Source organism: Psychrobacillus sp. FSL K6-4046 (assembly GCF_038624605.1).
Classification (GTDB): domain Bacteria; phylum Bacillota; class Bacilli; order Bacillales_A; family Planococcaceae; genus Psychrobacillus.
Genome location: NZ_CP152020.1, coordinates 302,968 through 328,857, shown reverse-complemented (window position 1 = coordinate 328,857; position 25,890 = coordinate 302,968). Strand labels below are relative to the sequence as shown.

23 protein-coding genes are annotated in these 25,890 nt (G+C 37.2%); 2 read left to right on the top strand and 21 right to left on the bottom strand.

Annotated elements, in window-relative coordinates; genetic code table 11:
* Positions 1-185: 185 nt before the first annotated feature.
* Entirely contained in the window at positions 186-890 is a 705-nt protein-coding gene (locus tag MKY09_RS01715) for a hypothetical protein (RefSeq protein WP_342567421.1), read from the top strand.
* 83 nt (positions 891-973) lie between these two features.
* Here MKY09_RS01715 and MKY09_RS01710 read toward each other — a convergent pair whose 3' ends face one another.
* The 13 genes from MKY09_RS01710 to MKY09_RS01650 all read right to left on the bottom strand — a co-directional run bounded on the left by MKY09_RS01710 (position 974) and on the right by MKY09_RS01650 (position 17,488).
* A complete protein-coding gene (locus MKY09_RS01710) occupies positions 974-2,608 on the bottom strand; it encodes a thiamine pyrophosphate-binding protein (protein ID WP_342567420.1) in 1,635 nt (544 codons plus the stop codon).
* A 14-nt stretch (positions 2,609-2,622) separates the two neighbouring features.
* Positions 2,623-5,364 (bottom strand): EAL domain-containing protein, encoded by a 2,742-nt coding sequence (locus MKY09_RS01705; RefSeq protein WP_342568198.1) that lies wholly within the window; start codon positions 5,362-5,364, stop codon positions 2,623-2,625.
* Positions 5,365-5,757: 393 nt separating this feature from the next.
* Positions 5,758-6,543: an ABC transporter ATP-binding protein gene (locus MKY09_RS01700; protein WP_298472209.1), complete on the bottom strand. Its 786-nt coding sequence runs from the start codon at positions 6,541-6,543 to the stop codon at positions 5,758-5,760.
* Between the two features lie 20 nt (positions 6,544-6,563).
* Positions 6,564-7,778 carry an ABC transporter substrate-binding protein gene (locus tag MKY09_RS01695; protein WP_169360038.1) on the bottom strand — a complete coding sequence of 405 codons (1,215 nt, stop codon included), beginning with the start codon at positions 7,776-7,778 and terminating at the stop codon, positions 6,564-6,566.
* Between the two features lie 38 nt (positions 7,779-7,816).
* Positions 7,817-8,878: a branched-chain amino acid ABC transporter permease gene (locus MKY09_RS01690; RefSeq protein ID WP_298472206.1), complete on the bottom strand. Its 1,062-nt coding sequence runs from the start codon at positions 8,876-8,878 to the stop codon at positions 7,817-7,819.
* Positions 8,879-8,882: 4 nt separating this feature from the next.
* The gene (locus tag MKY09_RS01685) at positions 8,883-9,767 is read right to left on the bottom strand and encodes a branched-chain amino acid ABC transporter permease (RefSeq protein WP_298472205.1); all 885 of its coding nucleotides are present in this window, start codon (positions 9,765-9,767) and stop codon (positions 8,883-8,885) included.
* Entirely contained in the window at positions 9,764-11,641 is a 1,878-nt protein-coding gene (locus tag MKY09_RS01680) for an AMP-binding protein (RefSeq protein ID WP_342567419.1), read from the bottom strand. The genes MKY09_RS01685 and MKY09_RS01680 overlap by 4 nt, the downstream gene beginning before the upstream one ends.
* A gap of 15 nt (positions 11,642-11,656) precedes the next feature.
* A complete protein-coding gene (locus tag MKY09_RS01675) occupies positions 11,657-12,430 on the bottom strand; it encodes an ABC transporter ATP-binding protein (protein ID WP_298472201.1) in 774 nt (257 codons plus the stop codon).
* Positions 12,431-12,722: 292 nt separating this feature from the next.
* Entirely contained in the window at positions 12,723-13,934 is a 1,212-nt protein-coding gene (locus MKY09_RS01670) for a NupC/NupG family nucleoside CNT transporter (protein ID WP_342567418.1), read from the bottom strand.
* Positions 13,935-14,136: 202 nt separating this feature from the next.
* Entirely contained in the window at positions 14,137-15,342 is a 1,206-nt protein-coding gene (locus MKY09_RS01665) for an EAL-associated domain-containing protein (protein WP_169360043.1), read from the bottom strand.
* A gap of 95 nt (positions 15,343-15,437) precedes the next feature.
* Positions 15,438-16,085, bottom strand: a complete 648-nt coding sequence (locus tag MKY09_RS01660) for an SIMPL domain-containing protein (protein ID WP_298472195.1) — start codon at positions 16,083-16,085, stop codon at positions 15,438-15,440.
* Between the two features lie 72 nt (positions 16,086-16,157).
* The gene (locus MKY09_RS01655; RefSeq protein ID WP_342567417.1) at positions 16,158-16,871 is read right to left on the bottom strand and encodes an alpha/beta hydrolase; all 714 of its coding nucleotides are present in this window, start codon (positions 16,869-16,871) and stop codon (positions 16,158-16,160) included.
* Positions 16,868-17,488: a histidine phosphatase family protein gene (locus MKY09_RS01650; protein ID WP_342567416.1), complete on the bottom strand. Its 621-nt coding sequence runs from the start codon at positions 17,486-17,488 to the stop codon at positions 16,868-16,870. Before MKY09_RS01650 ends, MKY09_RS01655 begins: the two co-directional genes overlap by 4 nt.
* 163 nt (positions 17,489-17,651) lie before the next feature.
* Between MKY09_RS01650 and MKY09_RS01645 the strand changes: the two genes are divergently transcribed.
* Positions 17,652-18,017, top strand: coding sequence for a hypothetical protein (locus tag MKY09_RS01645; RefSeq protein WP_298472189.1), 366 nt, complete (start codon positions 17,652-17,654; stop codon positions 18,015-18,017).
* 81 nt (positions 18,018-18,098) lie between these two features.
* Here MKY09_RS01645 and MKY09_RS01640 read toward each other — a convergent pair whose 3' ends face one another.
* The 8 genes from MKY09_RS01640 to MKY09_RS01605 all read right to left on the bottom strand — a co-directional run bounded on the left by MKY09_RS01640 (position 18,099) and on the right by MKY09_RS01605 (position 25,843).
* The gene (locus MKY09_RS01640; protein ID WP_298472187.1) at positions 18,099-19,373 is read right to left on the bottom strand and encodes a TRAP transporter large permease; all 1,275 of its coding nucleotides are present in this window, start codon (positions 19,371-19,373) and stop codon (positions 18,099-18,101) included.
* On the bottom strand, positions 19,370-19,867 hold the full coding sequence (locus tag MKY09_RS01635; RefSeq protein ID WP_298472185.1) for a TRAP transporter small permease: 498 nt from the start codon (positions 19,865-19,867) through the stop codon (positions 19,370-19,372). Before MKY09_RS01635 ends, MKY09_RS01640 begins: the two co-directional genes overlap by 4 nt.
* Before the next feature lie 12 nt (positions 19,868-19,879).
* Complete coding sequence (locus MKY09_RS01630) at positions 19,880-20,905, bottom strand: DctP family TRAP transporter solute-binding subunit (RefSeq protein WP_298472182.1); 1,026 nt, start codon at positions 20,903-20,905, stop codon at positions 19,880-19,882.
* A complete protein-coding gene (locus MKY09_RS01625; RefSeq protein ID WP_298472180.1) occupies positions 20,902-21,810 on the bottom strand; it encodes a hydroxymethylglutaryl-CoA lyase in 909 nt (302 codons plus the stop codon). Before MKY09_RS01625 ends, MKY09_RS01630 begins: the two co-directional genes overlap by 4 nt.
* A gap of 1 nt (position 21,811) precedes the next feature.
* Positions 21,812-23,014: a CoA transferase gene (locus MKY09_RS01620; protein ID WP_342567415.1), complete on the bottom strand. Its 1,203-nt coding sequence runs from the start codon at positions 23,012-23,014 to the stop codon at positions 21,812-21,814.
* Positions 23,015-23,683, bottom strand: coding sequence for a GntR family transcriptional regulator (locus MKY09_RS01615; protein ID WP_342567414.1), 669 nt, complete (start codon positions 23,681-23,683; stop codon positions 23,015-23,017).
* 463 nt (positions 23,684-24,146) lie between these two features.
* Positions 24,147-25,076 (bottom strand): ferrochelatase, encoded by a 930-nt coding sequence (hemH, locus tag MKY09_RS01610; protein ID WP_342567413.1) that lies wholly within the window; start codon positions 25,074-25,076, stop codon positions 24,147-24,149.
* 110 nt (positions 25,077-25,186) lie between these two features.
* Entirely contained in the window at positions 25,187-25,843 is a 657-nt protein-coding gene (locus MKY09_RS01605; RefSeq protein WP_342567412.1) for a hypothetical protein, read from the bottom strand.
* Positions 25,844-25,890: the final 47 nt, after the last annotated feature.

Here is a 25,890-nt window from a genome sequence, read left to right as displayed (position 1 = left end):
CTTAAATTCTATGAAATAGATTAACGATTCCTACAAAGGGGTATTTCTTAAGTTGATTCGTTCAAAACTTTTAAAATGAGTAGGAATTACAACTTCAAAAATGAGGTTATTAAAATTATTATTTAAATAATGTAAGCACCCCATCCGCTTTTATTGTATGATAATTAAAAATAAGGAGGAATATTATGCCATTCTTACACTCTCCAAAATACCATCCGTCTATAGATGAAGTAATCATCCAAACCTTAAAAAGTGAAGGCGTTAAAAATGAAGTAATTGAAGACAAGTTAGTAGAAATGTCTAAAATAGAAGCTATGGATCGGTATTTTAGTTCTAAAGAAGTAGAGGTAACTACCGAGTCTATCTCCCATTTTATATCCCATGCTTTTTACATAGATTTAGACAAAGCATACTTGTTAGACATAGAAACTGCTGAAAACCTGAAAGAGCCTACTCCAAAGGCAGCCATTACATGGCACCTGGAAACTCAACAGCAAGATTGGACTGGAGAGCAGATTCGCATTCTCCTAAAAAACCTATTTGGTATAAATACAAATGGACTTGCATTTTTAGAAAACAAGAAAATCTCTTTATATTCTAAGAAGCAATGGATTCTAAAACAGGACCATGATTTGTTTATTGTTTCTACTGGGGTAAAAGATATAGACGTTTACATTTTAGCAACTGATTATTTTAAACAAAAGACTGGATTAGATGGCTTACCAGAGAATTTACATGAAAAGCTAAATGAGCTGGGATTCAGTTATAATCAAGAAAAAATGTGCTACTATTTCTGCACAGAAGACGGACAATCAGTAGAAGATTCATTTAAAGGCCAGGTCCTAAATAGTTTGATAGAAGTAGCCCGGACGAAATATAAACACTTATAAAATACAAGTGCTTTGCCGTATGACGAAGCGAATATAAAAAAACTCCTATCTCGCAAACACTGAGATAGGAGCTTTTATATTAATTATTTTCCAAAGGATGATAGAAATTTAACTCGATCGCCCATTGGAGGGATACTATTATCTACCAATGAAATCTCTAATACAGCTGGGCCATTCATCTGCAGGAGACTGTTTATAACTTCCTCATTCAAGTCTCCCATTTCCTCTATACGAACACTAGGTATGTTCATAACTGCTGCCATCGCTGCAATGTTAATCGGCTCTTGCGCAAAGGTTGGATGAACCCTTTTGTATTGCAGATTGTGCCCGTGGTAAACCATGCCTAAGCGAGCATTGTTCATCACAACAAAGAGCACAGGAATATTGTATTCCTTAGCAGTCAATATTTCCATTCCATGCATAAAGAAACACCCATCACCGGTAATGGCTACTGTAGGACGATCTGGTTCAGCAAGCTTAGCTCCTATCGCAGACCCTATACCACTACCCATAGCTCCAAAATGGACATTTATATCAAATGTACTGTATTCAAGGACATCCATGTCATGTATAACGTAAGCCATAAATTCTCCAATATCTATTGTGTATCGGGTAGATGAAGGGAGGTACGACTGTAACTGAAGTAACACATTCTTAGTAGTATAATCTTCATGACTTTGGACATTATCTTTTCTATTAAAGGCCATTTCTTTCCTTGTTATTCCAAGAGCTTTAAGCTCTTCTATTAATGCAGAAAGGCTCAATTGAATATCACCCAGGATAGGAATATCGATCGGATACTTGCGATTAAAGACGGTTTCATCAAAATCCATTTGAACCGTAAAGCGCCCATCAGTCAGGCTACCATTATAGTTATTAGTAGCTGTTTCTCCAAGACTAGAACCGATGATTAATAGAGATTTTCCATCTCCGTCATTTATAAGACTTGTAGCTTGTTCTGTAGCAGCAAATCCAAAAACTCCTGCAGACAATGGATGATCTTGACGAACAAAGCCCTTTGCGACAGGCGTTGTCATAATCGGCCACTCGAGCATCTCTGCCAATTCAAATAATAGGTCGACTGAATTTCTAACCCCTTGACCTACAAATATATAACCACTTTTTCTTTCGACTAACTCTTTAGCTGCCTGTTTAATCATGTCGAGATTCGGTATAACTTCTTCCCTTACCAAAATAGTAGGAATCTCTTCGTTACCACACGGACCTTGTTGAACATCAATAGGCATAGCTATATGTACTGGACCAGGAACACCGGAAACTGCTATTTTGGTAGCCTTAATAATTTCCTTTAATAAATCCTTTGAGTCTCTCACTGTTACACTATACTTCGTGACAGAATGATAAATCGGATCCGCATCAAGCTCCTGCGATGCATTCAAGCCCTCTGTACTTACTGGCACAGCTCCCGTTAAAAATAAAATTGGCAAGTGCTCTCTCATTGCATTAGCTGCACCGGTGACTAAATTAGTACCTCCAGGACCGCTACTTCCAATACATACACTCAGCTGATCCGAGTATTTCGCATAGGCTGCAGCCATATAGGAGGCAGCACCCTCATGCTTAGTAATTATGGGAGTAATCTCCGGCATATCATATAATTCATCAAAAAATGCATTTACAGAGCCTGCAGGTATTCCAAAAACGTGTTGTACTCCAATCCCCTTTAAATATTCCAACACAGAACGAACAGCTTTCATCCCATTTCCCCCTATTAAATTAAATATTTATCTTTCAATGCACCCGCTTTTAAAGGAACACTAAAGTAATAACCTTGCATTAAATAGCAGCCCTTTGACAAAAGAAAATCTAATTGCTCCTTTGTTTCGACACCTTCAGCGATTACATTGAGCATGAGATTTTCTGCTAGTGTAATGATTGTATTAGTAATAGCTGAATTACTATCATCATCTTCTCTAATATCTTGAATGAACGATTTGTCTATTTTCAAAGCATCAATTGGAAAGTTTTTAAGATAGCCTAGCGAAGAATATCCTGTTCCAAAATCATCTATCGCTATCTTTACACCAATCTCTTTAAGTTGCTCCATCATTTCAACGGTCAAATCTTTATTTTTGATGATTTGATTTTCCGTCAATTCTAAGTGCAAGAATTCTGGAGCTAGCTCTATGTCAGATAAAACTCTCTGCACCATTTCTACTAAATCATTTTCTTCAAATTGTCTGCTGGATAAGTTTACCGAGACACTCATAAAGTCATTTCCTTCTTTATGCCACTCTTTCAACTGCTTACAGGCATTCTCTAGTACCCATTCTCCAATCGGCACAATTAGCCCTGTATCCTCTGCAATTGGTATAAAATCTGCAGGAGAAATCATCCCTTTTGTTGGGTGTATCCATCTTAAAAGAGCTTCCACTCCTATTATGTCGTTCGTCCTACTATCAATTTGTGGCTGATAATATACATCTAATTCGTTCCGATCAAGCGCCTTATATAGAGCATTTTCTAGCTGAATGCTTTCTAATGACCTGGTATTCATCTCCTGTTCAAAGAAGTGATAGCCTGTACCTGATTTTTCCTTGGATTTGTACATGGCCGCGTCTGCATTTTTTATCAGTACTTCCACATCCACGCCATCTTTAGGAAACATGCTTATCCCTATGCTTGTCTTAATATAAATTTCATTTCCCATTAATGAAAAAGGTTGCGAGAATATATCGGAAATCTGCTCTACAGCATCGAGCACGTCCTTTTTAGATTGAATATTAGGCAAAACAACAGTAAACTCGTCTCCCCCTTGTCGAGATGCAATCGCATCTGTCGGGATTACTATTTGAAGACGGTTTGCCACTTCTCTAAGCAACAAGTCGCCATAGCTATGTCCTAAACTATCATTTACTAATTTAAAGCGATCTAAGTCTAAGTATAAAATTGCTCCTTGTTGCTCCTTGTCTTCTAGTATTTTTTTTAACTTATCATTTAACAAGACTCTGTTTGGAAGATCCGTCAAACTATCGTAATAAGCCAAGTATCTAATCTCTTCCTCCATTTTCTTCCTTTCAGTAATGTCTTTGAACGTTACAACTTGCCCAATAACATTCCCATCTTCTACAATCGAGGAAAGAACATATTCTACAGCTAAATTTGTTTTATCTTTCTTACAAAACATTTGCACGGTTTCTCCAAAGGATGAATGTTCAGTCTCTTCGCAAATAACACTAGAAGATAACGTACCGATCAGCTCTCCCTTTTCATAACCTAGCATCTTTTCACTAGCTGGATTACAAAACGTGATTCTCCCGCACAAATCTATACCAAAAATCCCTTCACCTGCAGAGTTTAAGATCAATTCTTTCTCATTACTAAGATGCTGCAGCTCGTGAACAACTCTTTCCAGCTCTGTATTTTTTACACGGATTTCCGAGGTTCTCTCTTCTATAATGGTTTCCTGCTTGTCCATAAAAAGCATATTAGAAAGACTAGCTGCAGTTGCGTCCACAATGGATTGCGCTAAAAGAATATCAGACTCGGAATAGTTTATTTCTTCGTCATCTAAATTTACTACAGCAATTACCCCTAGTACTTCCCCCATCGTCACTAATGGCCACAGATACATTCCCCTTATACCAAACGTTCTACAGGCATCGTGATTGGGACGATCATCTACAAAAACATTAGGTATCATAATTGCTTTTTTAGTCTGAATGACTTCTTGAATTACGAGATCATTTTCATCTACTTCTAAGTTTTCATGGGTTCTTATCCATTCTTCTTCAGTCCAATCACTATTTTGACTGAGACTTGCTGGCTTTATATTCTTATCAGCCATAGGATCCAATAAATGAACGCCAATATTATAGTTGCCCAATACTTTACCCACATAGAAGAAGCACCGATCAATTACTTCCTGCATGGTTGAACACATAGATAGCTCTCGAGTATGATCTAGAAGTAATTGCTTCTCCGCTATTAGGTTCTCTTTTCTAGTAAGATTGGTAGCATTTTGAATAGCAACCCCAGCCATATTCACATAGGCCTCTACGGTTTGAATTTCATCCTCCGTCAGGTTCATCGGCGTACCGTAATCGAACAAGAAAACTAGTCCAAAAAGCTCGTTTTCAAAAGAGATAGGAAGAGCTAATAAAGATTTTATCTGGAAAGCTTTCACATTCCTTGGGTCTGGTCTAGTATCTTTTGATGTATCTGGTATATATATAGTTTTTTGCGTTTCTATTACTTCTTTAGCAAGCAAGTCATATTCCGTCTCAATCAAATGCATATCTAACGTAAAACCATTAATATATTCGGGTTTCCCTACGAACCCCCTAAATTGTCCATCCTGCTGTGGCAAATAAATTCCTACAGAATCACATTGAACAATTTCCTCAGATATAGCCTTGATGACTTGCTCCAATACCTCTCTAAGATCTAGCTTAGTATTGATCAGCTTTGTTATATGGGCTAGACGAGAATATCTCGTTTGCTCTCTCACTATAAAGTACCTCCATTTTTAATAATCTATAAATCTTTAATATAGATTAATTAATATCTATATTAACACCTTTTTTTGTAAATAAATCTAGTATTTTAGATATGTTTATATAATAAACAAAAAATAATCATTTTTATATCTTTTTTATCAAAGAGATAATTTTAACTATTAATACTTTCCCTTTTTTCATTAAATTTAAACTAAAAATATAGAACTTAATGCCTATATTATTAAAATATTTTTATAGGAGTCCTGACTTCCTCGCCAATCAACGAGTATAGAGAATTTTTTATTCGAAATCAGTTTCCTTTAAAAAAAGCAAAGACGTGAAATCAAGTTTCTGATTTCACGTCTTTAATTGAGACTAGTAATGTTCCAACCTTATAGTAAGCTAGTTTACCAAACCATTCGCTGTTTACGTCCAGCTCCTTTATTATCTCTATAACCTTTTTCTTTGCCAATGCCTAAATAATGTTCCTTAACTTCTGTGTTTGATAATAGACTCGCAGCATCACCCTGTAAAACTACTCTACCATTTTCCATTATATATCCGTAGTCAGCTATCGATAGGGCAATATTGGCATTCTGTTCTACAACTAAGATGGAAGTACCTTCCTCTTCATTTATCTGTTTTATATTTTGAAATATTTCCTTGACCAGTAAGGGTGCTATTCCTAACGATGGTTCATCTAATAGCAGTAGCTTTGGCTTTGCCATGATTCCTCTTCCTATTGCGAGCATTTGCTGCTCTCCCCCCGAAAGGAAACCCGCTTTACGGGAAGCTAAAGGTTTTAGCTTTGGAAAATACCCATAGATTTTCTCTATATCTTTTTTTATATTAGAACGGTCCTTTCGAGTGAATGCCCCAGCTGTTAGATTCTCCTCAACCGTTAAGTCCTTAAAAACTCGTCTACCCTCCATGCATAAGAAAATGCCTTTCCTTACAATCACATCAGTTGTTAGTCCCTTCAATGACTTGCCTTCAAATTCAATCGTTCCATCAGTTAGCTGTCCATCTTCCGCATAAAGTAAACCTGAAATCGCTTTAAGCGTCGTAGACTTCCCTGCACCGTTACTGCCTAAAAGAGCTACGATGTCTCCATTCGGAACATTAAGAGTCGTTCCCTTTAAAGCTAAAATAATTTTTGAGTATACTGCTTCTACATTATTTACCTTTAGCATGCCAGCTCCTCATTTCCACTTTAGTCCTTATAGCTAAAGTAATCTGTTAAAGGCTCCCATTTGCCGCCCTTCACTATGCCTAGACGAGTCTGCTCCGTGCCTGTATGGTTGTCTGCACTGAAGCTTACCGGTGCTCCAAGTCCGCCAAGGTCAAAGTTATTTAAAGATTCAAGACCTGATCTAATCTCTTCTCCTGTAATATCACCGTCCGGATGTTTTTTAGCCGCTTCTTCTATACCAGCAACCATAATTTTAGCAGCCGACCATCCTTGGATAAATTTCTGATTGATATCTTCTAGTGTTTTTCCCTCACCTTTTAAATATTCCTCTACCTCAGCCATTCCTGGTTGATCCTCGTATGGTAAAGCATGCGATAGAATACCAATATAGCCCTCCGCTACATCTTCCCCTACTATTGTAATAACTCCTTCACCAGAGGCCCAGTTTAACCCTATAAATTGGGTATCTATGTTCAGTGTATTAGCATCTCTAAGAATTGTAGCTGTTGCGCCCCAAGTTTCTTGGATAATTGCATAATCTGGATTTTTCTTCTCCATATTCAATAACTGAGATTGTGCTTCGGTAGCCTGCACATCAACAATTTGCTCATCTACAACCTTAATACCAATTTCAGCCGCGTACGCTTTAATATCCTCGATTGGAGAACGCCCAAACGCTGTATCGTTATACAATAATGCTACCGTTGGATCAGAGCCTTTATGGTTATCCTTAATCCACTTTAATACAGTTCTCCCTTGATCGGAGTATGAAGCAGCCACCAAAAAGTTATAAGGACTCTCCTCTAAGTTTTTTAGATTCTCAGAATACGATGCAGAGAAAAAAGGAAGCTTATCGCTAGCCACTTGCTGACGTAATGCCTCTGTGTCTCCCGTTCCCCAGCCAAGTACAGCAGCAACTTTTTCTTTATCTCGCAGCTCTTGGTAAATCTTTTGGGCTTCTGGAATAGAATAAGCGTAGTCCTTTCCATTCAAAACCAAATCTACGCCTTCTATTTCTCCTTTATCTTTAGCATATTTGAAATACGCTTTTTCTCCCTCTGCGTAAGGTGTTCCAACGTCTCCAGTACCGCCAGTTATATCATATAGTCCACCAACAACCACTTTTCTCGAGCCATCACTGCCTTCAGATGTACCTTCCTCTGAACAAGCCCCTAGTAATAACACGAAAAGAATCCCCAATATTTTGTATACAAAATTATTTTTTCTCAACTTCATCAACACTCCCCTTGTTTCTAATAGAAAACGAAAACTAGTTAATAAGAAAACGGCCAAAGCTTAAAGTACTTCTTAAAATTGAGCCAAATATGTGCGAGTCCTCCTGGTTCAAAGATTAAAAATAAAATAATGACAGCTCCAAAAACAAAATCCTTAAAAGCTGAAAACAACTGATAGAAGTCTGGCATAAAAGCTGCCAAAACATCAACGAAGGAACCTAGCAGTACAGGTAACAATGTTATAAAAGCTGCTCCTAGAATAGAACCAAATACACTTCCTAAGCCACCTATCAAAATCATTGCTAGGTACTCGATAGATACATGAAAGTTGTATAGTTCTGGACTCACAATCATTGTGTAATGTGCGAGTAAAGCTCCAGATATACCGACAAAGAACGAGCTTATAACAAATGCCATTACCTTATATTTAAATAGATTGATCCCCATTATTTGTGCAGCTATATCTCTGTCTCGGACAGCCAAAAAGGCTCTTCCAGTTCTTGTTCTCAATAGATTAGTAGCATACAAGACGGTAAGTAACAAAATAATGACACATAAATAATAATATTGTGTATTACTCGTTAAAGAAACGTCTCCAACCTTTGGACGATTCAATACCATTCCAGCAGTACCACCTGTTAAACTATCCCATCGACTAATGACAAATAAAATGATAACTTGCGCAGCTAAAGTAGCAATAGCCAAGTACAAACCCTTTAGTCTCAGGGAAGGAACACCGAACAAGCCCCCTATTAAAGCTGTAACGATTCCAGCCAACGGTAAAGAAATCCAGAAGCTTAATCCATAGGTGGAAGTTAGAATTGCTGATGTATATCCACCTACACCTAAAAAGGCGCCGACTCCAATCGATATTTGCCCAGTAAAACCCGTCAGTATGTTAAGTCCGATTGCCCCAATCGCTGAAATAGAACAGAGGGTAAGAAGACCAATCCAATAATTAGTAGTAACTAATGGCAGCAAGAGGACCATGGCTACTATTAATAAACCTTTAATCTTGCCAGAGGTTGTTCCAAACATTTTTGCATCGTCTAAATAAGAAATTTTATAATTACCACTTTCTCTAACAAACAGATTCCTCATAGGTTCACACCCTCTCAATTGTTCTACTACCAAATAGTCCGTATGGTTTTAACATTAAGATGAGTAAAACCACTATGAATGGAACAACCTCCTTTAAGCCTCCTCCTACAAATGGATCTATATATCCACCTGCCATGTTTTGGAGAATACCAATTATAAATCCACCTACGATTGCTCCAAGAACACTATCCAATCCACCTAAAATTACGACCGGCAGAACTGTCAAACCAATTGCAGACATCGTAGGACTTAAACCGTTGATATTCCCTAGCAATATCCCGCCTACCGCTGCTACAACAGCAGCAATAGTCCAAGTTGCTGCATAAACATACTTCACACTGATCCCCATTGACATCGCAGCCTGACGATCATCTGCCACTGCTCGCATAGCAATCCCCATTTTTGAAAACTTGAACAGCAACAAGAATATGGTGAGCAATGTTATGACAATTACAAAAGACCAAAGATATACAGGACTAATAATAATTCCTGATATATTTATAGGAGTTGTTGGGAATATTTTAGGAAACATTCTTGTTTGGTGACCCCAAATCATATGAACGGCTCCCCCTAGTAAGCTAGAAAGTCCAATTGTCGCCATAATAACAGATACTACTGGTGCATTTTGAATAGGGCGGATAACTAATCTTTCCACGATTAACCCCAAAATGGCACTGAATATAAGGGTAATTAACAAGGCAATAAAGAAAGGGATACGGTAAGCAGTCATCAAAACTAAACAAATATAGGGGCCAACAATAACAAACTCTCCATTTGCCAAATTTAGTGCACCACTTGCCCGATAAATTAATACAAACCCTAATGCCACTAGACCATAGATACTACCTACTACCACTCCCGTGACAAGCATTTGAAGAAAGAATGTCATAACGTCACCTCCTGCTCTCTATTTAGTTGAACCACTCTTACGTTATCCATCTCACTCGACCCTACAGAAATACTTTCTCTTTCTGTATACATCCCGTCAATCAACACTCTGTAACGATCTTCTATGAAATTTCTTCTTATTTTATAGGTTCTGGTGAGCTCTCCTTCTTCTGTTGAAAATGGTCTGTGTAAAAGTGTGAATTTCTCTACCCTTGCAAAGGAAGGTAAATCTTTCATTAACAATGACACCTGTTGTTCCAAAAACTCTATCACTTGATTGTTTTTAGCCAGCTCTTCATAATCTGTGTAAGCAATTCTTTGTTTGTCTGCCCATCTCCCCATACTGTTCCAGTTCATATTGATCATTGCAGTTACATATGGTTTATTTTGACCAAAGCAAACTGCCTCTAAAATGTAAGGGTTCGATTTTAACTTGTTTTCTATCAGTCTCGGATAAATAACTTGGCCATTTTCGGCAATAATAATATCCTCTAATCTATCTAGCACGTAAAGATGTCCGTCATCCTCCAAGTGACCACAATCACCTAAGGAAATCCATCCATCCCCATCATGCGTACTTTCTCCACCTATATAATTTGTAGCAACAGCTGAATTTTTAATGTATACTGCTCCATCTTCTCCAATCTTAGCTAGTGTATTTGGTAATGCTTTTCCTGAGCTTCCGGCTCTTACGTCTTTGTCTCTTTGAACAAAAGCTATACCAGCAACCTCAGTCCCTCCATAGGTTTGTTTTAGATTTACTCCAATACTGTGATAAAAGTAAAAAGCTTCCGGATGCAAAGCAGCTCCTGCAACATAAGCTCTTTTAACTCTCGCTAAACCTAAATGATCACGAATGGCACTAAAAACAATAATATCTCCTAATACATACATTGCTTTGTCTACGAAATTGATTGGCTCTTTGTTCAATTCTGCATGGGCAGCCTTGTCCCCAAATTTCTTGAAAAAATTATAAATTGTTTTTTTAAACTTACTTGCTCCCTCTATCCTGTTCGTAAAACTAGACATGATAGATTGATAAACTCTAGGTGGAGCCAGCAATGTATGTGGATCTATTTCCCGAAGATCGCCTAAAACTGTATGTGGGCGTTCGGGGAAGTTAACAACCATCCCTTTAATTAAAGGAGTTACTATCCCTAAAATTTGCTCATGAATCCAAGCGAAAGGTAAAAAAGAAAAATAATCTTCCTTTGTTTTCACGTTATCAATAGTAAGTAGACCTTCAGCCGCATCAATTAGGTTAGCATGCGTTAAAATGACACCTTTTGGCATCCCTGATGTTGCTGCACTATAGGCAATAATTGCAGGGTCATTTTCCAAAACCTCTTCAGGTGGATCAACAAGGAACTTTGCCTTATCTCGCAACAATAATATGCCGTCTGATAGTAAATCCTCAAAGTCTACTAGTTTTGGATGCTTATAATGCCTCATCCCTTGCTTGTTACAAAATATGATTTGCTCAACTAATGGTATTTGCTCTTCAATCCCCAACAATTTATCTACCTGCTCTTGATTATCAACTAATACGATTCTGGCCTTACAGTCATTTAGATAAAAAACAATTTGTTCAGGTAATGATTCTGGATAGATCCCTACCGTTATACCGCCTAAACTTTGTGCAGCAAGTTGGGTATAAACCCATTCTTGCCGATTATCGGCTATAATTGCTAGCCTTTCCCCCTTATAAAAATCAAAATATTCAGATAATACAATAGATAATTGATTTACCTTTTTACTGTATTCCCCCCAAGTAACCTCATGCCAAATCCCTAGCTGTTTTTGCCTGAGAGCAACCTCTTGCTCATGATTAGCAGACCTTTCCGCTAAAAGAGTGGGTAATGTTTTGTGATCCATTTTAATTTCCCCTTCCTAAATAACGGCTTCTTCCCCAATATAGGCCTTTATAACAGCTGGATTTTCTTGAATTTCTGCTGGGGTTCCAAAACCAATAAGTCTACCAAAATCTAATACAGCTATATGTTCCGATAAATTCATAACAACCCCTAAGTCGTGCTCGATCAAGACTACCGTCATATTCATCGTCTCATGCATCTCTACTATAAAATGTGACATTTCATCTTTTTCCGCTTTGTTCATCCCAGCCATTGGTTCATCCAATAAGATAAGTTCAGGGTTTAAAGCAAGCGCCCTTCCCACCTCGACTCTCTTCTGTAAACCGTAAGGCAGCGTACCGACAGGAGTATGACGGATATCTTGAAGCTCTAAAAATTCAATTACTTCTTCTACCTTCTGTCTGTGCGCAATTTCTTCTTTTGCAGCCTTTCCAACATACATTCCTCCGCTAATCGGTCCGGAATTCATCAATGTATGTCTTCCAAGCTTTAGGTTGTCTAGCACAGACATATGGGCAAATAACGCTATATTTTGGAATGCACGAGCAATCCCTAAAGCTGTGCGATTATAGGGTTTCATATTTATGATTTCATGACCTTTATACAAAATGGAGCCACCAGTCGGTTGATAGAGACCACTAATACAATTCAGCATACTAGTTTTTCCAGCTCCATTTGGACCTATTAACGAAAAAATCTCTCCTTTGTTAATATGGTAGCTGACATCTTCTAGTGCCTTTACCCCTCCAAATTGTAAAGAGACATTTTTTATCTCTAATATAGGATCCAATATGGATACCCCCTTTTAGTTAAGCGTTTACAAGTAAGCTTTTGTTGAATATTACTTTACAAACAATAACTTTGTCAATGAATTTTATGCGACTTTATTCCTAATAATTTGTCGTTAAGTGTTTGAAAATGTACGAAAATGTTGAAACCAAAAGTCTCTATAGCGCTACTATTGTATATCCCAAAAAGAAAACCTCCTATGGCTAGTTCCATAGGAGGTTGTAGTAAATTCATTATTCGACAAATAATTTTTATTTTTTGTAGAACGGTTTTGTTATGTCAAAGATCACTGTTTATAAAAACATTCCTGCTATTGCAGCACTAAGTAATGATGCAAGCGCTCCTGCAATAACTGCCTTAAACCCTAATCTTGCAATGTCTGGTCTCCGGTTTGGAGCTAGGGAACCTAATCCACCTAACAATATTGCCATTGAGCTTAAATTTGCAAAGCCACATAGAGCAAAACTTACGACAAGATTGGTTTTAGCAGAAAGGTTCCCCATATCATCGGTAAAAGCTTTATAAGCAACAAATTCATTCAAAACTAGCTTTTGACCAATGAAGGATCCAGCCGCCACTGCTTCTGACCAAGGTACTCCAATTACAAAAGCCAATGGAGAGAATATAAAGCCTAATATCCCTTCTATCGTTATCTCACCATAGCCAAAGAGTCCTCCAATCCCTCCAATTAAACCATTCAAAAGAGCAATTAAGGCGATGAATGCCAATAACATAGCTCCTACATTGACTGCAAGCTTCATCCCGTCTGCTGCACCTCTTGCAGCAGCATCAATTACATTGACGTTTGAATCATCTTTTTCCATCTTGAAATCGGTGTCTTCCACAGTCTCCGTCTCAGGAAACATTAGCTTAGCCATGATCAAACCTGCTGGCGCAGCCATGAAGCTAGCGGCAAGCAAATATTCCAGTGGCACCCCTAACAAAGAATATCCTACTAAAATGGATCCTGAAACCGATGCAAGTCCGCCTGTCATCACAGCAAAAAGCTCTGAGTTAGTCATCTTTGCAATAAAGGGGCGAACAACTAGAGGAGCCTCTGTTTGTCCCACAAAAATGTTTGCTGCAGCAGATACAGACTCTGCCCTACTAGTTCCTAAAAGCTTGGAAAGTCCTCCTCCAATAATCTTTATTAAGAACTGCATGATGCCCAAGTAATACAAAACTGAAATTAAAGCTGAGAAAAAAATGATGATAGTTAACACCTGTATAACAAAGATGCTCCCAAACTCATCCACATCGGACAATGAGCCAAATAAGAAAGATATCCCCTCATTGGCATACCCAGTTAAATTTTGAACTCCTTCTGAAAGCTTTAGTAATGCCCAGCGTCCCAAATCCCACTTCAATACCATAAATGCAAATGCAATCTGTATAACTAAACCAATCAGTATGGTTCGTAAATTTATCGACTTTTTAGCATTGGAAAGGAGAAAAGCAATCCCGATTACAACAATAACTCCACCAATTCCCCAAAGTATATTCATGTCAAAACACCTTCTTTTTATGTATAATTCGCCTTTTAAAATCAGACATATTGTAACTATTCCCTAATATCCTTGAAAGAAACGGAAAAATATAGCTCTAATCTGGGCAATAAATATACACAAAAAATCGAAACCTTAGGTAAGATTTCGATAGATGGATTTTCTTTAGTTATAGTAAGGCACCCTCACCTACTAGTAGGCTTCATCTGAAGATATTCTTTTTAAATAAATAATCATAGGAAATATCAATAAACATATATTCATTCTCGTTGATTGGTACAGAGAAGGTTCTTATCATTTCGCCTGTTTGAATATCGCTATAAATATCAGAGAACACACCACTTTGATCATTTCTCATCTTAATAATTGTTTTTAGAAAGTATGGGCGCCAGCTCCAGTTTTTGTTAATGGCGTCTTCTTCAACCTCCCAATGCGAATCAATTCGAACAATATTGGGCGAGGTCTGGAAGCCTTCCTCGTCACAAATATAAAGACGGAATGAGTATTCACTTAGCTCTTCAGCTAGTTTCAATAAATCTTCTACTTCCTCGCTAGAAGATTTAATAGCTTGAACTTTTTTCTCTAGATTAACTTGTAATTCCTTCAATGCCTTGTAATTCTCTTCTAATATCCGTTTTTCTGTTGCAATAAATTGACGACATCTATCCTTAAAGCTTTTCTTTAATTGATTTCGTGGGATCAGCCCTGTGCCTGCTTCAGCTAAATATTTCCCTTGATAGTATCGGCCACTATTTTTCCAGGCAAATTGAAGCTGGTGAACTGTATCAATACCCTCAAAAAGCATATTTGCTCCAATTTTACGCGCCGATGAACTAAGTGATGTAAAAAGGTCATTCTGTGCTCCCCAGGATTCATAGCTTAACTGCTCTATATTTACCTTAAGGATATTAGGTGCTAGCATTTGTATATAATCGAGATGACTCTCTGAGCCTAATTGGTTAATCGCTATTTTTATTCCATAGGTTTTAAAGTAACGTACTATATTATTTAACTGATGAAAATCCCCTTTAAAGTTATGCTCGGAAATAACTATAACAATTCGGGAAAGCTCTTCCTCGGGGATATATTGTTTTATAATATCAAAAAAACCTTCGCCATAATCTAGCACTAGTAAATTGGCGTTGCACGGAAGATATATATCAAAGTTTTTTGGCTGGTCTACAAGCTCCCCTAAAGCAATATGAAGAATTCTTTGTTCGACCTCAACTCTATACTCCTCTGGTACCTCTTCATCATAAGCAAACGCGTTTAAGTTTATAAGCTTTTCATCATGCAGTAATTTTCCAGAAACCTCATAGGCGACTACAATATGCTCGTCTGCACTAAAAATAGGCTGAAAATAAGCTTGCAAGTTATCTAAGTTCGTTAGAATATCAATTGCATCCATCCTGAACCCTCCTTACCTATATATACATGATAAGTTGTAAAAAGGTATTATGCAAATGGATATTACGTATTTTTATACACAATATTAATTATTTATTAGTATTGAAACTTAACTGTGACTCTAGCTATTATCGTAATTACACCTTGTTCTATTGGGGTTGCTCCTGTAGATGATTCCATTAACATCGCTCTATATGGTACGATCGGACTTCCTTCTTTTTCTTCCACTACCTCTATAACTTGTGGTGAAACTGAAAGCCTCATTGTTTCTGCTATTGTATTTGACTTTAATTGTGCATTTATTAAAGCCTTACTAAGAGCTCTTTGATAATAGGCATCTTCGTTTTCTAATCTGAATTCAAGAGAAGAAATTCGATTTGCACCATTTCTGACTGCTGTATCAATCACTTTTCCTACCATGCTTACATCAGGTATTTTTACCGAAATGGCATTAGTCACTTCATATCCCCTGAAAACCTGTTTTCCATCTACAAAATCGTAACGCGGAAAAATATTATATGCAGCTGTTTGTATATTTTCTCTTGGTATACCTAGCTCTAGTATGGATTGAATGACCTGATTCATAATTGCTGCATTTCTTTGCTGGGCTTCCTCCACCTCGCTGCCTTCCGTTGTAACTTCGATTTGTAACAACGCATAATTCGGTGGTACAGTAATTGAGCCTTCCCCATTAACGGAAATAGTCCGAATGAGAGGCCAAGGATGTAACGCATTTAAATACATAAGATCCCCTTCCAAATTGCATATATAGATAGCATATGCTTGCCAGCCAAAAAACTTGTTTAAAATAATAATTTAACTGTAGGAGCACTCTAAAAAGGTTTTTACTATATCGGTGTAAATAGCAGGCTGATCTTCATGCACTAAATGCCCTGCAAAGGGGATAACAGCAACGTGAATATGTTTGTTTTCTTTCGGATAAATGGTTGCCCCTACAGTTTCATGCACATTTATTTCCCCAACTATGTATAGGACCGGGAACTCGAAGTGATACATAGCTAACATATCTTCAAAAGGATACCAATCCTCTTTTTTCCCCAAGTGAATAAACCTTCTCCAATCAGATGAATGTAGCTCATTGAAATAGTTTATAAAATCATTGTTCCATAAAATCTGTCCCTGAGTTTTTACATCCTGCATATGCAAATCCAGCCAGTTGTCCGGTTTAACTGGCATCATGCCTGAAACAGTGAGTGTTTGAATTCGCTCCGGAAAAAGTCTAGCAAATTGTACAGCTACAATTGCACCCAGTGAGCATCCAACCAAATGAATCTTTTTCAGCTGATAATGATTGATGGTTTCCAATAAATCCTTCGCGGAATCTAAAAAGAAGTTTTCAATATCATCAGAAGGCGACTGACTATGTCCCCTTAAATCTGGGGCAAACACTTGATAGCTATCTTTGAAAAAGTCCTGCTGATAATGAAAATCTGTATTTCCAGTTTGTAGGCCTGTATGCAAAAATAAGAGTGGTTCACCTCTCCCCTGAATGGATGTATGTAAAATCATTTAATCACCTCTTCTTCGTTATTTATATGCTCCAGTCTATTTAAAAACCTGATGATACGCTTGTCCTTTTCAATGGTTAGTAAATGAATTCCAGTGTCTCCCGTAGGGAAAATATAGTCACTGTTAACTGGCAATTGTAGAAACGCCTTAATAAGGATAGAGATCAAGCCGCCGTGTGACACAATTGCTACTCTTTGATAATCCTTGTATTCTTCTATTATTTTGTGAAGGATGTATTCTGCTCTGTAACGAAACGCTAACTCGGATTCTCCAGCTTCAATTGGTATATAAATTGGTCTTCCTTCTTTAGGTAGAGGGTATTTTATAGCTGCTTCTCCTCGAGGTAAACCCGCGAGCACTCCGTTATTAAACTCCATTAAGTCAGACTCCTCATACAGCTCACAGCCTATATTACTTTGTAGAATAGTCGCAGTGCTCTTTGCACGGCTTAGAGGACTACACAATATAACGTTTGGTGGAAAATGACCCTTCACGTATGTAGCCATCTTACTAGCTTGTTCAATACCTAACTCAGTTAAAGGAAAGTTCGCTCTACCTTCATGCACACCTAACAGATCAGCTTCCGATTCTCCATGTCTAATAATTAATAACTCCACTCAAATCACTCCAAATATTGGAAAGTATATAAATAATTATACTCGAATGAAGATCTTCCAGAAAAGAATAATAAGATTTTCCCTGAAAATAATTTACTATTTCAGCACGGGATGTTTATTTTGATTTATTTCGGGGAATTTCTTAGCCAAGGAGGCGATAGATATGCCGTGGAGTAAAAATGATTATCCAGCTTCAATGAAAAATCTTGAGCCGGATGTTCGAGAAAAGGCAATTGAAATTGCGAATGCATTATTAAGAGACGATACTGATGAAGGAAGAGCAATAGCTATTGCAACAGCCCAGGCAAGAAAGGCAGTAAATGGAGACGATAATGACCGCCCAAAATATGAAGTAAAGGCTCGTTCGGAAGATTGGGTACTGCTAAAAGAAAATGGGGAAAGAGCTATTTTCTCTGAGGGTACAAAAGATGCTTTGCTTGAAAAGGCAAAGCCTTACGTCAATGACCATAATGGAATTCTTTCTATATATCAGGAAGATGGGGAGTTAGACAGTACCTTATATGAATAGGAAGAAGACAAAAAGAACTTCAAGGACCTGAAGTACTTTTTGTCTTTCTCTCCTGTATTTACATTGTAATTTAGAAAAATATTATTCTATATCACTAATTAAAAAGGTGGATATTTCCGGGAAAACAGATAACACCACTATTAACAAAATCATAATTATTGCATATGGAATTACCCCTTTAACAATTTCATCTATCCTATTAGTTCTATCTATTCCCTTTAAAACAAATAAATTCAAACCAACTGGAGGAGAAATAAGAGCAAGCTCCATGTTTATAACCATAATAATAGCAAACCAAATTGGGTCAAATCCTAATGCCATTATTATTGGATATAAGATAGGCAAAGTGATTACCAAAATAGATATTGTCTCCAAAAACATACCTAATATTAGCAAAACTATGTTGATTAATATAAATATAATCCATGGCGAAATCTCTTGGCTTGTAGCATAATTTGTAATGGTTTGAGGAATATTTAAAATTGTCATTATGTAGCCAAGTAACATAGCTCCAACAATGATAAATAGAATCATTGCATTAGTTTTTACAGTTTCAATTATTATTTTTTTGAAATTTGCAAGCGTTAGATTTTTATAGATAAACAACGAAATTGCAAAACTAACCATTACACCTACTGCTGCAGCTTCCGTAGGAGTAAAAATACCAGTGTAAATTCCCCCTATTACAATTGCTGGTAATAACAAGCCCCAAATAGCAGTTTTAGTACCTTCCATTCTTTCGGCCCAAGTAGCTGGTTTATCTTTGATATGACGTGTTTGATATGAAGCAAAAATCATAAAAGATATAGTTAGTATTATACCCGGGACAATTCCAGCTATAAACAGCTTACCAATTGACTCACCAGTTACTGAGCCATAAATAATCATCGGAACACTGGGTGGTATTAAAATTCCCAGAGTACCACCAGCAGCTAGCATACCAAGTACGTGTCTCTTATTATATCCTCTCTTTACCATCTCTGGTAAAGCTACCGAGCCTACCGTTACTGCAGTGGCAACACTCGAACCTGATATAGCTGCAAAAATTGCACAACAAAAGAGTGTAGCAATTGCAAGTCCTCCCGGTAAGTGACGAAACCATCTGCTGGCCATTTCATATAAGTCTCTACCTACGCCACTTACTAGCAAAACTTGACTCATTAATACATACATAGGCAAAGCAGTTAAGGAAAAATCATCGAGAGCTTTGTAAGAGATAATTGGCACTTGCATAAATGCAAAAGTCCCACCATTAAATATATACATTCCCACTACAGCGAGTAATGAAAGAGCAAATGCTACAGGTAAGCCCAAGAGTAAAAATGTTCCTAGTCCACCAATAAAGAAAATGTTCAAATATGTTCCCCTCCCCTGTGAATATCACCATCTATTATCTGCAAGATAAAGGCTATGCACATCAAGGCGCCTCCCACAGGTAAAAACAACTCCGGCAGGTACATTGGTATCCTTAATAAAGAGGAAGAGGTAATCCCTAATTCAAAAGTATTCAGCACATGATGGAATCCATAATACGTAAAAATAATACTAAATACTAAGCCCATAGCATTTGATAGATAAGCAAGTACTTTCTTAAACTTATCGTTAACATTATTAATCAAGAGGTCTACAGTAATGTGAGAATAAGTTCTCACTGCATAAGCGCTCGCCAAGAAACAACTTCCAATAATAGAATATGTGGATAGTTCAGTTGCCCAAATGGTAGGACTGTTAAATAACCATCGAGAAATTACTTCATAGAATGTCATAAATGTTGTTAACACTATTAACAAACCTGCCGTATATGCCCCTATTTTTATCAGCTTATCGGAGAGTTCATAAATTGCTTTCATAAGTTCCCCCCCTTATTGAACCAAGTCTAAAAGTTCATTACCTGCTTCACCAGTATTATTTAAAAATGCATCCCAAGCAGGTTTAGCTGCTTCTTTCCATTCCTCTAAGTCCTCTTCGGGAACTTTATATACCTCCATGCCTCTGTCTTCAAGTTCTTTAGCTGTTTTTTCATCTTCAGATTTCGCTTTATCACGGATCCATTTTTCAGTTTCCTGAGCAGTTTCAGTTAGTAAGTTTTGCGTTTCTACAGGAAGGTCGTCCCAAAACTTTTTATTAACAGCTAGAATAAATTCAAGATAGGCGTAATTGTTAATAGTTAAGTATTTTGTTACCTCGTCATATTTTCTTTGAACCATGGCAGTTGTGCCAGACGTTGCTCCGTCAACTGTGTTACGTTGTAAGGCCATGTACACTTCTCCCCCACCCATAAATACCGGCGAAGCGCCATAAGCCTTTATCATTTCAGAAGGAATATCCCCTATGCTTCTAATTTTTAGCCCTTTAAAATCTTCTGGAGATTTTAAAGGACGTTTATTATTTGCAAATTGAGCAAATCCATAGTCAGCAAACATGAGCACCTTTGCACCTTTATCTTCCATAGCAGTACGAAGCTTGTCCCCAAATTCACCATTTAGAGCCTCTCCTGTTTTTTCATAGTCATTAAAGACATAAGGCACGTCAAATACTCCCATTACAGGTACTGTACTTGCCCAAAGAGTTGAAGAATTTACTCCCATCTCTACACCACCAGTTAATATAGACTGGTTCATCTCTTTATCAGTTAATAACTGACCAGATGGATATACTTGCATTTTTATAGCACCACCTGATTTTTCCATAACATCTTTTGCAAATTGTTCAATACCTATTGCCACATGATGATCTGCAGGCAAATTATAGGCTAAGCGAATTGTAGTTTCTTCAAATCCTTTTACATCTGAACTGACTGCCTTAGTTTCTCCATCACTAGAACTACATGCCGATAATAGTAAAGTTACTATAGTGATAAAAGAAAGAGTTTTCCACAGTTTTTTCATTTTATTTCCTCCCTAATAATATTTCTCTCAATATGCCTAATACGTCCCAAAGGGTTCTTCGAAGATAAATTTGCAGCAAAATCTGCTGCATTTATTAATTCATTTAAATCTAAGCCTGTACTAATGTTCATTCGATGAAATAAGTAAACTAAATCTTCTGTTGCTAAATTACCTGCAGCGCCTGGGGCAAAGGGACATCCACCAATTCCAGAAACCGCTGTTTCAAAAATGCGAATACCCGCTTCATAAGCACTGTAGGCGTTTGCCAATCCAAGACCCCTTGTGTCGTGTAAATGAATTGCTACAGCTGTATCACCTACAATACCCAAGACTTCCTCACTTAGGGCTTTTACCTGGTTAGGTGTTGCAATACCTATCGTATCTGCAATAGTAATCCGATCTACACCAATTTCCTTTACTCTTTCCACTAATTCAACAACTTTTGATTTATCCACATCTCCTTCATAAGGACAACCAAAACTAACAGCAATTGAAAAATTAGTCTTAATTCCCGCTTGTTTAGCTTCCTGTTTAATTAATTTAAATTGCTTCAAACTCTCTTCAATCGTGAAGCCAATATTTTTTTGATTAAATGTCTCTGTTGCTGAACTGACCCAGTTTATTTCTGAGAGGTTGAATTCTTTCAGTCGTTGAAATCCCTTATAGTTCGGGACCAATGCAATTGCTTCAAAACTTCCTAATTTTGCTGATTCTTGGACAACCAATTCTGCATCCGCCATCTGGGGAACTTTTTTAGGATGAACAAATGAAGTAATTTCAATAGAGCTAACCCTTGCTTTTAGTAATCTATTAATCAATTCAACTTTTTCTTTAACCGATATAATTTTAGAGTCGTTTTGTAGTCCATCACGAGGACTGACGTCAATAATTTTCACATCGGTCATATTAAATCACTCCCTTTTCTTTAAATGTTTTGAACTCTTCCACTGACATATTTAAAAATTTAGTATAAATTTCTTCGTTATGCTCCCCTAGTTTAGGTCCACTCCACTCAATTTTCCCAGGAGTTTCAGAGAGCTTGGGTACAATTCCAGGCATTAAAACCTGTGCGCCATTTTGTATTTCAATTTTTTGTAACATATCGCGAGCAATGTATTGCTCATCCTCAATAATCTCCTTGATTCCATAAATCGGTCCTACCGGAACAGATGCATTATCGAGAATATGTTGCACTTCTTTTAATGGAAGCTGCCTTGTCCATTCTTCAATAGCACCATCAATAAACTCTACATTATCTGCGCGTCCTTGATTAGTTGAATACAAAGTGTTGGTTGCTATGTCTTCTCTACCAATAGCTTTCATTAATCTCTGAAAAATTTTGTCCCCATTTCCCCCTATGACTATGTGCTTTCCATCTTTGCACATGTATGTATTGGAAGGTGCTATTCCCGGAAGTGTACTACCTGTTCTCTCTCTAACAACGCCTGTTAAATCGTATTCTGGTAAAATTCCCTCTAGTAAACTAAAAACAGACTCATAGAGAGCTACATCAACTAGTTGCCCATTCTTTAAAGGGTGATTATCCCTAGCTCTGAGCGACATAAGAGTACCAATTACAGCATATAATCCAGCTATCAAGTCCCCTAAAGCTATCCCTACTCTGACTGGAGGTAAATCTGGATAACCAGTTAAGTACCTCAAACCTCCAATTGCTTCGGCAACACTTCCAAATCCAGCCTTTTCTTTATACGGTCCGGTCTGACCGTACCCAGAGATTCGCGTCATAATAATTGATTTATTTATTTCTTTAAGGTCTTCATAGCCTAACCCCCATCTTTCTAGAGTTCCTGGTTTAAAGTTCTCAAGAACGACATCCACTTTGCCCACAAGATCCCGAACTATATCCTGTCCTTCAGACTCACGCAAATTTACGGTAATCGACTTTTTATTTCTTGATTGTACGTACCACCAAACGGAAGTATCCTCGTGCATCACCCGCCAACTTCTTAAAGGGTCACCATTTTTAGGTTCTTCTACTTTTATTACTTCTGCACCAAACTCCGCAAACAATTTCCCCGCAAATGGAGCAGCCACTAAATTGCCTAATTCCAATACTTTAATTCCTTCTAACGGTTTTTTTGACGACAATTATTTCACCTCTTTTTTTCTACATAATTCCATAAATAAATTGTAATCGCTTTCAATATGGATTTTCATATACTTACGAGCACCTTCGCTATCTTGATCTACAATGGCTTGAAATATTTTTTGATGTTCTATATAAGCTTGTTCAACATGAAAAGGATTTTCCTCTATTATGGACTTTCTATAAAAACCATTAATACCTCTTAGGTGAGAAACCATACTAATCAGCCATTGGTTATTGCTAGCTTGAACAATTGCCTCGTGAAAATTCAAAAGCTCATCGTCTTTACTAGTTGAACCGGCTTCAAGATTTTTACCTTTAAGCAACGCAGCCCTTATCGTCTCTAATTGTTCTGATGACCTTCTCTTCGCGGCATAAAAAGATGAAAGCGGTTCCATTTCTACGCGACATTCATACATATGTTGAAAATCTTGCATAGTGGGTTTTACTACTGTAACTCCTCCTGTTTTTTTTACTTTCAGAAGTCCATCTTTCTCAAGCATTCTAATTGATTCTCTAATTGGGCTCCTACTAACTTCTAAATCGTTAGATATCTTCTCTTCTATTAATCTTTCACCCGGTCTTAACTTTCCCGTCATTATTTGATTTTTCAAGTAGTTATAAACTTGGGTCTTTAAATTCGGATTTTTTTTTATACCTGTCGACAACATTACCCCTCCCGTTTTAATTGTAGACTGTATACAACTTACATATTTTAAAGAATAATCAAAAAACTTTAAATAGTCAATATATTTTTTAGCGTTAAATGAATTATTATATTTAGCTATTTATTTATAACCGATTAGCCAAATAAAACAACAAACCTTTATTTCAATATTTTGTGGTAGATGGAGAAATCACAACAAACGCAATAAACAGAAAGTCTTATCGGACGATACTTTGGAAATATATACTGATAAAAAATTTTATTAATTACTATTAATCCAATAGCAATTATAAACTTTGAACATCCTTCTTCATTATTACTTTTACCTTAATGGTTTTTGTTTTATTGATTTATTGATTTAAAAAGGGCTATTTTAGGGAGATGAGTGAGACAGATAAGACAACACTAACGCACGGAAGCGATGGTAGTGGCTTATCGCTCACCACACGGAAAGCGCCAGATTATCACTAATCTTTTATTCTCTTAATTTTCATAGTTAGTTGCTCCCTCACTATCTCCCCTAATGCATTTACGGTATCAAATGAATCACCTGGAAACTCTGCACGGACAAAATCTACCTTTAGCTCCTCACTAACAAGTTGGGCATCTCTCCCGATTTCAAAATATGACTCCATGTCTGCCACCACAGATAAAAGCTCACATGTTACGAATCCGCGAGCTCCCTGCTCTACTAGTGATCGAATGATATCCTTCACATCTGGGCCAAGCCATCCGACCTTATTACTGGCACTGCGATAAGACAACATCCAGTTAGATATACCTGCTTCACTCGCAACTGCCTGAGCCATTGCTTGAAATTGTTCAATATATTTCTCATTTCCTTCAGGATTAAGCGGCTGGCTATGAACCGTAAATAATACAAATGCACTTTCTTGCACATGTGTGGGAAGCCATCTAAAGGCACGTCTCACTCGATCGCCATACACGGAAATAATAGCTGGATGCGTGTTCCAATTTTTTATATGAATAAGTTCTTTATTAACTCCTGATTTTGCAAGAATATCCTCTACCTCTTTTTGGTACACTCCGGCGCCAGTTGGTGAAAATATAGGGTTAACTGAAAAAGTAACAATTGTCTCCACTTGGTCATCTAACATTCTTTGGAGTGTCTCTTCTAAAAATGGAGAAGTGTGCTTGTAGGCATTGTATACTTTGATTGCTTTTAAGGGGCTGTTCAATAATTTTTCTAGACCTTGAGCAATCCGCGCGGTATGTGCACCTAATGGGTCATTCGATCCAAACGCACGATATCTTTTTACAAAGTCCTCAATCATCTTTGTGGTTACTTCTTTCCCATGTATGAGGTGGGCAAAAAATTCAGGCAAATCATCTATCGATTTTGGAGCTCCATACGCATAAAAAATAATACCAATCATTGTGCTATCAACTCCCATCTAATTCAACACCCTTGGCAAACTACACGCCAGAAATCCACTAACCAAAAAAAGAAAAGGCTAGTCGCTTTTGGCTAACCTTATTATATGAATCATTTTCGATGTTGTTTGTGACTCGCATAATCGCTTTCTATTCCCTTTTTCCAAGATTTATTTATTTTTGCTCCATTACGATAGGAGGAAACCACATCACTAACTGATTCATAATTTAAGCGCGTTCCTTCTTTATCCGCGTAGTATTTAACAGCAAACTCCTCTGCAATTCCAAAGTTAGCAGCAGTTGCAATTGCATCAATATTAGCACCGAGGAATATGAATTCCCAACCGTATTTCTCCTTCTGACGTGAAATCATTGAGCGAATTTTTTCATAATTGTACTCACAGCTTGAATTTTCCATCCCATCTGTTGTAATAACAAAGAGCACTCTATTGGCACGCTCTTCGTAGCTTGTTCTCTTTTGTGTATTTCCTATTTTCTGTATAGATGATCCAATGGCATCAAGTAACGCAGTCATTCCACCAACTTGATAGTCTCTATCCGTCATGAACGAAACACCCTTTATATTTATCCGGTCATGTAATAATTCATAGTCATCACTAAATAACACCGTTGTAACTATAGCCTCTCCCTTCTCCTTTTTCTGTTTATCAAGCATCGCATTAAATCCTCCTATCGTATCTGTCTCTAATCCAGCCATTGAACCGCTCTTATCCAAGATAAATACTAACTCCGTTACATTCTTCTGCATTAGGTTAACCCCCATTTGTTTTTTGTTTACAAATGAATAATATCAAT